The sequence below is a fragment of the Erwinia persicina NBRC 102418 genome, from assembly GCF_001571305.1.
Lineage (GTDB): Bacteria > Pseudomonadota > Gammaproteobacteria > Enterobacterales > Enterobacteriaceae > Erwinia > Erwinia persicina.
On the sequence record NZ_BCTN01000002.1, the window covers coordinates 68,414 to 80,962 of the forward strand.

Here is a 12,549-nt window from a genome sequence, read left to right on the forward strand (position 1 = left end):
CCTCGATGCGACTTAGCAGATGGTATCTTCTTATTTTAGCAACAGTATTCGGCAACCAGCTGGATCACAAGTGACCCGGGGAATATATTTTTTTGCTGAAAATTACCGGGTAGCATAAGAGCCCCCGATCAGGCGATCGGGGGAGCATATTAGCAGGATAATTTGACTAAGTTGATCACTTTGTCGGTCATATTTGCCTTACGGCAGAGGTATTTGAAATCCTTCTCAATTGACGGAAAATTCATCACATATTGACTTTCTCGTCGCGAAGCACTATCGGACTTTCACGCACGGTCGGGGTATCACTGTGCAGGGCACGGCGAATGGCGAAAAACGCGGCGATAAGCATCGTCACGGCAACCAGCATAAAGAAGGCGCAGAGTCCGGCATTGATCTGATTGCTGATAACAATGGTCTGCATATCTGCCACTGTTTTTGCCGGAGCGATCACGATGCCCTGGTCAATACCTTTGCCAAATTTCTTCGCCTGGGCGAGGAAACCAATAGAGGGCTTCTCGTGGAAGATTTTCTGCCATCCGGCAGTCATTGAGGTGATAAACAGCCACACTGTCGGGATAATTGTGACCCAGGCATAGCGCTGTTTTTTCATTTTAAACAACACCACGGTACCGAGGATCAGCGCCATTGAAGCCAGCATCTGGTTACCGATACCAAATAACGGCCAGAGGGTATTAATCCCGCCGAGCGGGTCGATAACCCCCTGATAAACAAAGAAACCCCATCCTGCAACTGCCACGGCAGTGCCGATGATATTGCCTGCCCAGGAGCGGTTATTGGCCAGCGCCGGCACCATGGTCCCGGCCAGGTCCTGCACCATAAAACGACAGGCACGTGTCCCGGCGTCGACAGCGGTCAGAATAAACAGTGCTTCAAACAAAATGGCGAAGTGATACCAGAACGCCATCATCGCCCGGCTGTTAAACACGTCGGTAATAATGTGCGCCATTCCGACGGCAAAGGTGGGTGCGCCACCGGCACGCGAAAGCACCGAGGTTTCCCCCACATCGCGGGCAATGGCGCTTAACATTTCCGGTGTCACCACAAATCCCCAGCCGTTGATCGCCTGGCTGGCGCTTTCCACCGTGGTACCTATCAGCGCTGCAGGCGCATTCATGGCGAAGTAAACCCCGGGGTCGATCACTGAGGCGCAAATCAGCGCCAGGATAGCCACGAATGACTCCATCAGCATCGCGCCATAGCCGATCATGCGAATATGGCTTTCACGTTCAATCAGCTTCGGCGTAGTGCCGCTGGACACCAGCGCATGGAAGCCGGAGATGGCGCCGCAGGCGATAGTGATAAACAGGAACGGGAACAGGCCGCCGGAAAATACCGGGCCGCTGCCATCGATAAATTGGGTCACTGCCGGCATTTTCATTTCCGGCATGGCAAAGACGATGCCAATGGCCAGGCCAACGATCACGCCGATTTTCAGGAATGTTGACAGATAATCACGCGGTGCCAGCAGCAGCCAGACGGGCAGCACCGAGGCCACGAAGCCATAAATCACCAGCACCAGCGTCAGGGTGGTGCCCTTAAGGGTAAAGAACGGGCCCCAGTAAGGGTGCAGGGCAATATCGCCCCCGTAGATAATCGCCGCCATCATCAGCACAAAACCGATCAGGGACACTTCGGCAATGTGACCCGGCCGCAGAAAACGCATATATACGCCCATAAAAAGGGCAATCGGCAGGGTCGCTGCCAGGGTAAATAATCCCCACGGGCTGTTGGTCAGTGCCTTCACCACCACCAGCGCCAGCGCGGAGAGAATAATAATCATCACCCCCAGCGCCCCCAGCATGGTGATCACGCCGGCGAAAGCCCCTAACTCCTGTTTTGCTATCTCGCCCAGCGAACGGCCATCGCGGCGCGTGGAAATAAACAGGATGAGGAAGTCTTGCACCGCACCGGCCATCATCACCCCAATCAGGATCCACAGCGTACCGGGCAGGAACCCCATTTGCGCGGCAAGGACCGGGCCGACAAGGGGGCCGGCACCGGCGATAGCGGCAAAATGATGGCCAAACAGCACCCACTTATTGGTCGGCACATAATCGAGCCCATCATTATTGCGTTCTGCCGGTGTCAGACGACGGTCATCGAGTTCGAAGATGCGGCGGGCAATAAACAGACTGTAAAAACGATAAGCGATGCTGTAGCAGGCGACGGCAGCCACTACCAGCCACAGTGCGTTAACGGGCTCGCCGCGGTTGAGCGCCAGCATGGCAAAGGCGCAGGCACCGGCTAACGCCACCAGTAACCAGACCAGCCCGGTTTTGACGTTTTTCATTACAGTACTCCTTGTCAGATCCGTAAGAGGGGGGACAAGTTAAACGTAATGTAAAAGAATGTTTATGAAAGTAAATGGAATGAGAAATGTGAGGCGCAGAGAGTTTTTCTTATTCGCGGAACGCGACAGGCAGGGAGGGGAACGAAAAACGGGACAGCGCTCAGGCTGTCCCGTTAGGGATATCAAACGACCGGGCGGGCGACGACGCTGCGGGTTTCCATACGCACTTCGGCGATGGTCACTTCAATCAGGTCAGTGACGCGGTACACCACTTCACCTTTGATCTGCACAGTGCCATTTTCATTACTGCATACCAGCTCATCGCGCACGGCATGAATGAATGGCGCAGGAATAAAGGCTACCGCACCGTTATCCTGCAGGCGAACGCGCATGCCACCGCGGGAAACGTCGATCACTTCCGCGCTGAAGCGCTGGTCGGTGCCAACCGCCTTCTGCAGGAAGCGGGAGTAGAGCCAGTCACCCACATCACGCTCTGCCATACGATTCTGACGACGGCGCTCGGCCATTTTCACCGTCAGTTCATCAGCAGGACGGTGTGCCGTTTCGCCCTTAATGATCGCTTTCAGCAGGCGATGGTTAACCATGTCGCCAAACTTACGGATCGGTGAGGTCCAGGTGGCATACGCCTCCAGACCCAGGCCAAAGTGCGGCCCCGGCGTGATGCTGACCTCGGCAAACGACTGGAAGCGGCGAATACGGCTGTCGAGGAACTGCGTCGGCAGGGTATCCAGCTCACGACGCAGCGTGCGGAAGCCTTCCAGCGTGGCGATTGCCAGCGGATCGGCGACCACCCCGTGATTTGCCAGAACAGCAGCAGCCTGCTCGGCATTCACTTCGTCGAAGCCCAGGTGAACGTTATAAATACCAAAACCAAGCTTATCGCGCAGTACACTGGCCGCGCAGATGTTGGCGAGGATCATTGACTCTTCAACAATGCGATTGGCGATGCGGCGGTGTTCAGCAATGATATCCAGCACCTCGCCTTTCTCGCCCAGCAGGAAGCGGAAGTCAGGGCGATCTTTAAACACCAGCGCATGACGCTGACGCCATACGCTGCGCGCCAGACACAGGCGGTGCAGCAGGCGGATCTGTTCAGCAATATCTTCGCTTTCCGGCTGCCAGTCACTGGCACCGTCAGTTTCCAGCCAGTCGGAGACGTTGTCGTACACCAGCTTAGACTTGGATTCAATCCAGGCTGCAAAGAACTGAATGTCATCGCCCGGCGTACCATCAGCCGCCACCGTGACGCGGCACGCCAGCACCGGACGGCGCACGTTGGGGCGCAGAGAACAGATATCATCAGACAGCTGGCGTGGCAGCATCGGGATATTAAAACCCGGCAGGTAGTTGGTGAACGAGCGCTCGGCGGCAATCGCATCGAGCTGGCTGCCCGCCGGCACATAGGCTGTCGGATCGGCAATGGCGATCGTCAGCTTCAGCGCACCATCGGCGGCTTCTTCCACGTACAGCGCATCGTCCATATCTTCGGTACTGGCGCTGTCGATCGTCACGAAGGTGAGGGCGGTGAGGTCTTCACGCTCAAGCTGTTCGTCCAGCATCTCTTCCGGCGTGGCCACGTCCGGCGCTTCACGCTCCAGATTATGGCGTGAAAGAGTGACCCACCACGGCGCTAAATGGTCATCAGCCGTGGTAATAAATTCTGTGAGTTCAGCATAAAAACCGCGATCGCCTTTCAGGGGATGGCGACGCATTTCCGCAACGGCCCAGTCACCGGCCTGGAAGTCATGCTTCACATTTCGGTCAGGACGGCACTGAATGGCGTCTCTCAGCAGCGGATGGTCAGGAATAATCGACAGGCGGTCGTCTTTCTTCTGCACACGGCCGACAAAGCGGGTCAGGAACGGTTCTATCAGCGTTTCAGGATCGGCAACTTCACGATCTTTATCAGTCTGAATAACCGCACTCACGCGGTCACCGTGCATGACTTTTTTCATGAACGGCGGGGGAATAAAGTAGCTTTTCTGGGCATCGACTTCCAGGAAGCCGAAACCTTTTTCAGTGCCTTTTACCACACCTTCAACACGCGGCGTCTGGGAGTGGAGTTTCTCTTTAAGCTGCGCGAGCAGCGGGTTATCCTGGAACATAATTTCAACAGTTTTCGTGGCCTAAGAGCGGCAGACAGTTTTACGCGATTAACCGCGTCACGGCAAGTAAAAAGCCGTTACATCTACAGACACAGGGCGGCCGTTTTGTGCCAGCCGCCCTGTGATAATCAGGCGATGCGTAAGCCGGTTGTCGCCGGTGACAGGCTGATTTTCACCGGCACTGACTTAGACGTCGGCGTGCCGCTGCCGTCACCAAAACTGGAGAGCGGAACCAGTGGATTGGTTTCGGGATAATAGGCCGCAAGGTTACCGCGAGGGATCGCATAGGGCACCAGCTTGAACCCGCTGACTTTGCGGGTGATACCGTCGTTCCACAGGGTTTCAATGTCCACATTATCCCCGGCGGCGAAGCCCATTCTTTCCATATCTTGCTGGTTGATAAACAGCACTTCACGCTGACCGTAAACACCACGATAGCGGTCATCGAGCCCGTAGATTGTGGTGTTGTACTGGTCATGCGAGCGCAGCGTTTGCAGTGTGAAAGGCACCTCAACATCCAGCTGCGGGAACAGGGACGCGGGCAGGCTAGCGGCGCTGAACTGGGCTTTGTTGTGCAACGTGTTGAAACGCAGTTCGGCAGCAGCGTTGCCCAAATAGAACCCGCCTTTCAGGTCACATTTGGCATTAAAATCGCTGAATCCCGGCAAAGTAGCGGCAATATGATCGCGGATTTTGTTGTAATCACCGGCCAGCGACAGCCAGTCCACTTTCTCACTACCAAGCACCGCATGGGCAATCCCGGCGACAATCCAGGTTTCAGAACGCTGGGTAGTAGCAATCGGTTTACCCACGCCTTCAGAGGCATGCACCATGCTGAAGGAGTCTTCCACGGTAATAAACTGCGGGCCGCTCGCCTGGATATCCTGCTCCGTGCGGCCCAGGGTGGGCAGGATCAGGGCATCAACCGCCCCCGGGCACAGGTGGCTGCGGTTGAGCTTGGTGCTGATCTGCACGGTCAGATCGCAGCGTTTCAATGCCTCTTCGGTGCGTGGGCTGTCCGGTGCAGCAGCAGCCAGATTGCCTCCCAGCGCGATCAGCACTTTTATCTCATCACGCAGCATCGCTTCCAGCGCTTCAACGGTGTTGTGGCCGCTCTCACGGGGTGGCTCAAAGTCAAAGTGCTGCCCCAGACTGTCGAGAAACGCCTGAGAGGGTTTTTCATCAATGCCCATCGTGCGGTTACCCTGCACGTTGCTGTGTCCACGCACCGGGCACAGGCCCGCGCCTTTCTTACCTAACTGGCCGAAAAGCAGTTGCAGATTGACAATTTCGCGTACGGTATCCACCGAGTGCTTATGCTGGGTGATGCCCATTGCCCACGTGCAGATCACCCGTTCTGAACTCTGATAAATCGCCGCCGCTTCACGGATCTGCTGTTCGCTCAGGCCCGACTGGCTGACAATATGTGACCATTCAGTGGCATCAACGGCGGCAAGGTACGCTTCCAGCCCCTCGGTTCTGGCATTGATAAATATCTCATCAAACAAACCTTTCTCACCGGCCGCCACCCGTGCACGGTGGTTTTCGGCCAGCACTTTCACCATACCGCGAACCGCCGCCATATCACCGCCGAGATTAGGCTGGTAATAAGTCGAGCTGATTTTGCCTGCCATGCTGGTGACGACTTCCAGCGGTTTCTGCGGATCGGCAAAGCGCTCCAGTCCCCGCTCGCGCAGTGTGTTAAACGTGACAATTTTCGCACCGTTATCGGCAGCATGGCGCAGGCTGTGCAGCATCCGCGGGTGGTTAGTGCCCGGGTTCTGCCCGAAGACAAAGATCGCATCTGCATGGTCAAAGTCGTCCAGGCGAATGGTGCCTTTCCCTACGCCAATACTGCGCTTCAGGCCGGTACCGCTGGCTTCATGGCACATATTTGAGCAGTCAGGGAAGTTGTTACTGCCGTTCATGCGGCCAAAGAGCTGATACAGCCATGAGGCTTCATTACTGGCACGCCCGGAGGTGTACAGCTCCATGCGATTCGGGTTATCCATCGCCTTAATATGGCGGGCGATCAGGGCGAAGGCATCGTCCCAGCTAATGGGTTCGTAGCGATCGGTGGCGCGGTTATAGCGCAGCGGTTCGGTCAGTCGGCCCTGATATTCAAGGAAATAATCACTCTGCTGACGCAGGGCGGACACGCTGTACTGGGCGAAGAAGTCTGCCCCGATATGGCGGCGGGTGGCTTCCCACGTGACGGCTTTAGCGCCATTTTCACAGAAGCTGAAGGTACTCTTGTTATCATCCCCCCAGGCACAGCCAGGGCAGTCAAAGCCTTTCGCCTTGTTCATACGCATCAGATTGCGCATGTTTTTTAACACCTGTTTGCTGTCGAAAACAAAACGGGTGGTCGCTTCCAGTGAACCCCAGCCGCCGGCGGCAGCGTCGTATGGCTTGATGGCTTCTTTAAATTTCATTTTTTCGCAGGCTTATGTTGATTAATTGTTAAGAAGTTATGACTTCTTTTTGGCGATTTTGCTATCCGAACGCGCCGTTGTCTAATTGATTACAGAGATGGTGCGATAGGTGGCATTTATCGCGAAAAATGCGAAAGTGTGAAGTTGGTCAAAAAATATTCGCTTAAACGTCTGCGTGGCGCGGGCATCGTGGTTGATGCGACGCATACTTAGCCGGTTGTCATTACAGCGGGAGAGTCCTGATGAAAGAGTTTGCCAGTAAGATCCATGCCTTCGGCAAAGCCCTGATGATGCCGATTTCCGTCATTGCCGCCGCCGGTATTTTTCTGGGCGTGGCGGCGGCGCTGCAGAACCCGGTGATCACCGGGGAGACGTTTGCCAGTATGCAGGTACCCCAACTGGTGATTGGGTTTATCCGCAAAGTGGCCGGTGCGCTGTTTGCTAACCTGCCGCTGTTCTTCGCCGTTGCCAGTGCCATTGGTCTGGCGAAGGCGGAAAAGCCCACGGCGGCGTTTGCGTCGGTGATAGGCTTTATTGCTCTGCATGTCGGTATCAGCGCCACGCTGGGTGCCCGCGGGCTGACCGCGGCCACCACCACCGCCGCCGCGCTGCAACAGCAGGGGATGGATCAGACCGCCGCAATGATGACCTCGGCGGAATATATCCAGATGCTGGGGATTTTCACTTACAACATGAGCGTGCTTGGCGGGGTAATCGCTGGCCTGGTGACGGTCATGATCCACAATCGCTGTTATACGATCCAACTGCCGGCAGCGATTGCTTTCTTCGGCGGGCGGCGGTTTGTGCCGATCGTTACCGTGCTGGTGCTGCCCCTGATCGGCGTGCTGCTGGCACTGATCTGGCCCACCATTGGCGCCGGCATTGCCTGGGTGGGAGAGCTGATCGGCAAAAGCGGCCAGTACGGCGCCTTTCTCTATGGCACCAGTGAACGGCTACTGATCCCGACCGGTCTGCACCATATTTTGAATGAAACGGTGCGCTTTACCCCCATCGGCGGTATTGCAACGGTAGACGGGCAGACCATTGTGGGCGCGCTGAATATTTTCAATACTTCACTCACCCATCCCGGATCGGTGCCGGATGCGACGGTGCAGGAAGCCACGCGTTTTCTGGCCCAGGGGAAAATCCCGGTAATGATGTTTGGCCTGCCTGCGGCCGCGCTGGCGATGTACCACTGCGCCCGGCCGGAACATAAGCAGCGAGTCAAGGCACTGGTGCTTGCCGGGGCGCTGACCTCTTTTACTACCGGCATTACTGAGCCACTGGAATTCTGCTTTATTTTCGTGTCGCCGGTGCTCTATCTCTTCCATGCCCTGTTGAGCGGGCTGTCGTTTATGCTCATGTCGCTGATGCACCTGATGATTGGCAATGTCCAGGGGGGGGCGATTGACCTGGTGGTGTTCGGGATCCTCGGCGGCAGTAAAACGGCGTGGTGGTGGAGCGTCGGGCTGGGGCTGATTTATGTGCCGATTTACTATTATGGTTTCCGCTTTATCATTCTGCGCATGAGGGTGGAGACGCCGGGCCGCGAGTCGGATGAGGCCCTACCGCAGGTTAGCGTCACGGCGGATGAACGTACCCGGGTGATCATCAGCGGACTGGGCGGCGAGGGCAATATCGAGGACGTTGACTGCTGCTTTACGCGTCTGCGGGTGAAGGTAAAACAGATGAATGAAGTCGTCGATCAGACGCTGATGACGACCGGTGCCAACGGTGTTAATCGCGTCAGCGACCACGACGTGCAGGTGATTTATGGCCCGCAGGTAGAAAAAATCGCGAATGACGTCAAAAGTGCGTTAGGGATGTCCTGAGCAGCCGGGTATGATGTCCGCTGAAGAATGGCGCTAACCTGCCGATAATATTGCGTAAATCTGATTACGCGGACAGGATACGGGTGACATGGACACGATGAAAACGACGGCGGTACTGCTGTTGCCGCTGCTGCTGCTTGCTGGCTGTCAGCAAGAGGAAGATGAAGGCATTGCCAGGAAAATCAGGAATCTGTCTTATCTTTATCAGTTTGAGGCCATCCCCGGAAAACTGAAGAGCACCCATCAGACGATTTTCGAAGATAACGGTGAAAAGCGTTATGACGGGGTGTTTAATTTCGATAAAAACGGCTGCGTGACGGATTTTGAGGTCACTAATCTCGATATCGGCAGTATCAGCGCACGGCGGGAGAAAGACCAGCTCGTCGGAGAAGAAAATGGTAAACCCCTGGTGCTTAAACTGGACAGCGAGTGCAACGTGCTGTCCAAAACCAGCGGAAATTTTACCATTGATATCGCCTACAATAAGCAGGGCCTGATTTCCGGGCTCTCCTCCCCCCAGTCCGATTTCCGCGTCGAACTAACCTATGATGCACAGGGCCGCCCGACAGGACAGAAAGCGTTCAGCGGCGATCGTCAGATTTCAGAAGGCGTACAAAAATACGCGTCAGACGCCGGTGATAAACCCTCTGATGCCGTCACGAAAAGCACAACGCCGGACGGCACCCGGCAGACCACCACCCGCTGTGAGTATCAGCAGGCCGTGCCTGTCAGCTGCATGTTCACGGTGAAAACGTCCACAAGTGACACGGTGACGGAACGCCATGCAAAGCTGGCCAGTGAGTTTTATTAACAGCAAGCCCGCTCATCGGGATACGGTTTTGCACACAAATACGGGCTAAGACATCATCATAGTGGGCATCAAAAGGCATCATTATGAATAAAAATGACTAAACTGACAGGAATCACACTGTATGGATATGATGAAGACAACGCTGGCGCTGCTGTTGCCTGTGCTGCTGCTTACCGGCTGTAAGCATGAAGAAACCCGAGGCGTATCGACAACGGTCAGAAATATGTCGACGCTTTTTCTCTTCGAACCCATCCCCGGAAAGCTGAAAAGCACCCATCAGACGTTGTCCGGTGCCAGCGGTGAGAAAGAGCACGAAGTCACGGCCCGCTTCGACCAGCAGGGCTGTCTCACCGATGTTGACGTGACCAGCCTCTACTTAATTAACGACCGCAAAATCCACTCGAACACCAGCCTGCGCCGGGACAAAGATACGCTGGTCGGTGAGGAGAACGGTAAACCGGTATTGATGAAACTGGACGACAAGTGCAACGTTGTATCAAAAACCCGCGGCGATTCTACGCTGGACATCCGTTACAACGACCGTGGGCTGATTTCAGCTTTTTCGTCCACCCCGGATCCTCTGCGCATTGACATCACCTACGACGAGCAGGGGCGAATGGCCAGGCGGAATATGAGGGAAGGGGCTCGTCTGATCAGCGATGACAAACAGACATTTGCTCAGGCACAGGCGGATAAACTGCTGGATGGGGTGTTGATCACCACCTACCCGGCCTCGACCAGAGAAATCACCACGCGCTGTGAGTATCAGCAGGGCGTTCCCACTTCCTGCCGCTATACGATTAAAACCACGCCCGGTGATACCATCATTGAACGCCGGTCGACGCTGGTCAGTGAATTTTATTAGCAGCAGCCCGGCCGGCGGCGCACGCGTTCGCACACTAACGAAGACATCATCATAATGGACATTAAACAGCTCATCTATTTATGCAACCTGGAGCGTGAGCGCCACTTTGGCCGCGCCGCTGAGGCCAGCTTTGTCAGCCAGCCCACGCTTTCCATGCGTCTGAAAAATCTGGAGCGTGAGCTGGGGCTGTCGCTGATCAACCGCAGTAATAACTTTGATGGCTTCACGCCGGAAGGCGAGCGCGTACTCTCCTGGGCGCGGGAAATTGTCTCGGTCTATCAGGGGTTAAAGCTGGAAGTCGAGTCTCTTAAGCACGGCGTGACCGGTACGTTGCGTCTCGGCGTGGTGCCCCAGTGCAGTATGTCACTGGCTGTGATGCTGAAAGCCATCAGCGATCGCTATCCCCAGCTCGACTACCGGGTCGCGGTGCTGAGTGCCGACCAGCTGCTGGAGGCGCTGAACAGTCATACGGTGGATGTCGGCATCGGCTTCTTCGAGCTGGCGACGCTGCGTGAGTTGCATTTCCAGGCCGAGACGCTGGCGGATAACGGCGTGGAGCTGCTTTATCATCCTCAGCATTTTCCGCAACTGGAAGGCGACAGTCTGCTGGCGCTGCACGATGTCGCGGCACTGCCGCTGTGCCTGGCAGAACAGACGCGCTATTTTCGTCGTTACGTTGACGGCCACTTCCGGGAGGCCGGGCTGTCGATGCGCGTTGTTCTGGAAACCACCTCGGTGTTCCAGCTGTTGCAGGGCGTTCAGGTAGGATTAGGGTGTATGGTATCGCCGGTCGGGCACCTGATCGACGGGATGACCAGCGGGCTGCAACGCCGCAAAATGGCGCTACCGCCCATGTCCCGCCAGGGGGCCGTGGTGATCGCGGAGCCGGGCCGCGCCACGCCCCTGGCGCAGCACTTTTTTGATGAGGTCAGGCGCTGGCTAATGAACTGATACCCAGCCCCTGCATCAGGCGGTTACCCCAACTGGTGGCGGCAACGCTGAGGATCACATCAAAGACCTGGCCGCTGCTCAACCCGGCATCTTTCAGCGGTTGAATATGCGCGGCGTTGACCCGCTCCGGGGATCGGGTCAGCTGTGCCGCAAGGGCGATTAACACCTGCTGCTGACTGTCTGCGGCTTTCAGCCCCTGTTCCACGCCCTCATGCAAGGCTGTAAAGAGGTCACTGTCTGCGGTGTAGCGTACGAAACAAGAGGCACTGCCGTTGATACGCGAGGTGACAGCAGCGGCCAGCCGCGACGCGCTGTGACTGCGCGCTGTTTTCAGGGTATCCAACAGACGTCCCCAGCCGTACAACACCTTACCGTCGTGCGCGAACAGCCAGGCAGCATCTTGCAGCTCCGACAGCGGCTGGCAAAAGGTTAACGCCTCAAGCTGGTCCGGTGCGGCATAGCGCAATTCCAGGGGGGGCAGCGCAGGACGCCACTGGCTGCCTGCCAGCAGCGTCTCAGAACAGGCATCAGGCGGGATGGTCACGCCGGGCATCCAGCGTACCGGCAGCGCCAGCATGGCGTGGATGCCTGCAACGACGCGGGCCTGATAGCTGACAAAGCCCACAATCTGACCGAGGCTGATGATATCGGGCGCACTTAAACCCACCTCGTCAAGACGCTGTACGGACACGGCGTCAATCAGTGTGGGCTGGCTGGCGAGCTGGCGAGCGTACTCGGTAATCTGCGTCAGACGATGATTACTCTCCCTTGATGAATCCGGCCCCGGCAGCGGGTTCAGACGGGCAGCATAGTGGTTGCACAGTCGCTGCACACCGGTCACCTGGGCCACCGTCAGGGCGACGCTAAGACGATCGTAGAGCGTCAGGGTGTGGGTGAGTGTGGTGGTGAGTTCGGCCGGGAAAAGCAGCTGATAGAGATCGCGGGAAGCCAGCAGGATTGGCTGTCTTTCCTGCAAAATGGTGTTCAGTTCTCCTTCCAACTGCTGCGCCAGACCCAACAGAAAACGGTCTTCAACAGTGGCAGCTTCAGGCATCAGCGGCGCGCGCTGGGCGGGCAGGCTGGACTGGGTTTCATGATACCAGTGGTTATTGCCGGTAAAGCGGCGCTGTTCCATGATCATTCCTTTTCAATGACGGCACAGTTATCCTGGCGTAACCCGCAGCGCGAAAGAAATAATGATCCGTACTATCAAATAGC

General features: G+C 56.4%; 8 protein-coding genes. 4 read left to right on the top strand and 4 right to left on the bottom strand.

Features of this window, described 5'->3' with window-relative positions:
* Positions 1 to 244: 244 nt before the first annotated feature.
* The 3 genes from EPE01S_RS03255 to EPE01S_RS03265 all read right to left on the bottom strand — a co-directional run bounded on the left by EPE01S_RS03255 (position 245) and on the right by EPE01S_RS03265 (position 6,872).
* Positions 245 to 2,311 (bottom strand): carbon starvation CstA family protein, encoded by a 2,067-nt coding sequence (locus tag EPE01S_RS03255; protein ID WP_062743165.1) that lies wholly within the window; start codon positions 2,309 to 2,311, stop codon positions 245 to 247.
* Between the two features lie 182 nt (positions 2,312 to 2,493).
* Positions 2,494 to 4,437 carry an exoribonuclease II gene (locus EPE01S_RS03260; RefSeq protein WP_062743166.1) on the bottom strand — a complete coding sequence of 648 codons (1,944 nt, stop codon included), beginning with the start codon at positions 4,435 to 4,437 and terminating at the stop codon, positions 2,494 to 2,496.
* A 128-nt stretch (positions 4,438 to 4,565) separates the two neighbouring features.
* Positions 4,566 to 6,872: an FdhF/YdeP family oxidoreductase gene (locus EPE01S_RS03265; RefSeq protein WP_062743167.1), complete on the bottom strand. Its 2,307-nt coding sequence runs from the start codon at positions 6,870 to 6,872 to the stop codon at positions 4,566 to 4,568.
* Positions 6,873 to 7,114: 242 nt separating this feature from the next.
* On the opposite strand from EPE01S_RS03265, the gene EPE01S_RS03270 reads away from it, so the two are divergent.
* The 4 genes from EPE01S_RS03270 to EPE01S_RS03285 all read left to right on the top strand — a co-directional run bounded on the left by EPE01S_RS03270 (position 7,115) and on the right by EPE01S_RS03285 (position 11,331).
* Complete coding sequence (locus EPE01S_RS03270) at positions 7,115 to 8,704, top strand: PTS transporter subunit EIIC (RefSeq protein WP_062743168.1); 1,590 nt, start codon at positions 7,115 to 7,117, stop codon at positions 8,702 to 8,704.
* Positions 8,705 to 8,792: 88 nt separating this feature from the next.
* Entirely contained in the window at positions 8,793 to 9,515 is a 723-nt protein-coding gene (locus tag EPE01S_RS03275; protein WP_062743169.1) for a YnfC family lipoprotein, read from the top strand.
* A 121-nt stretch (positions 9,516 to 9,636) separates the two neighbouring features.
* Positions 9,637 to 10,380 carry a YnfC family lipoprotein gene (locus EPE01S_RS03280; protein ID WP_062743170.1) on the top strand — a complete coding sequence of 248 codons (744 nt, stop codon included), beginning with the start codon at positions 9,637 to 9,639 and terminating at the stop codon, positions 10,378 to 10,380.
* A gap of 54 nt (positions 10,381 to 10,434) precedes the next feature.
* Positions 10,435 to 11,331: a LysR family transcriptional regulator gene (locus tag EPE01S_RS03285; RefSeq protein WP_062743171.1), complete on the top strand. Its 897-nt coding sequence runs from the start codon at positions 10,435 to 10,437 to the stop codon at positions 11,329 to 11,331.
* Here EPE01S_RS03285 and EPE01S_RS03290 read toward each other — a convergent pair.
* Positions 11,309 to 12,466 carry a CMD domain-containing protein gene (locus EPE01S_RS03290; RefSeq protein WP_062743172.1) on the bottom strand — a complete coding sequence of 386 codons (1,158 nt, stop codon included), beginning with the start codon at positions 12,464 to 12,466 and terminating at the stop codon, positions 11,309 to 11,311. The genes EPE01S_RS03285 and EPE01S_RS03290 overlap by 23 nt on opposite strands.
* Positions 12,467 to 12,549 lie beyond the last annotated feature (83 nt).

Coding starts and splice junctions, on each gene's coding strand:
- EPE01S_RS03255 (WP_062743165.1), bottom strand. CDS start 2,311: ATGAAAAACGTCAAAACCGGGCTGGTCTGGTTACTGGTGGCGTTAGCC.
- EPE01S_RS03260 (WP_062743166.1), bottom strand. CDS start 4,437: ATGTTCCAGGATAACCCGCTGCTCGCGCAGCTTAAAGAGAAACTCCAC.
- EPE01S_RS03265 (WP_062743167.1), bottom strand. CDS start 6,872: ATGAAATTTAAAGAAGCCATCAAGCCATACGACGCTGCCGCCGGCGGC.
- EPE01S_RS03270 (WP_062743168.1), top strand. CDS start 7,115: ATGAAAGAGTTTGCCAGTAAGATCCATGCCTTCGGCAAAGCCCTGATG.
- EPE01S_RS03275 (WP_062743169.1), top strand. CDS start 8,793: ATGGACACGATGAAAACGACGGCGGTACTGCTGTTGCCGCTGCTGCTG.
- EPE01S_RS03280 (WP_062743170.1), top strand. CDS start 9,637: ATGGATATGATGAAGACAACGCTGGCGCTGCTGTTGCCTGTGCTGCTG.
- EPE01S_RS03285 (WP_062743171.1), top strand. CDS start 10,435: ATGGACATTAAACAGCTCATCTATTTATGCAACCTGGAGCGTGAGCGC.
- EPE01S_RS03290 (WP_062743172.1), bottom strand. CDS start 12,466: ATGGAACAGCGCCGCTTTACCGGCAATAACCACTGGTATCATGAAACC.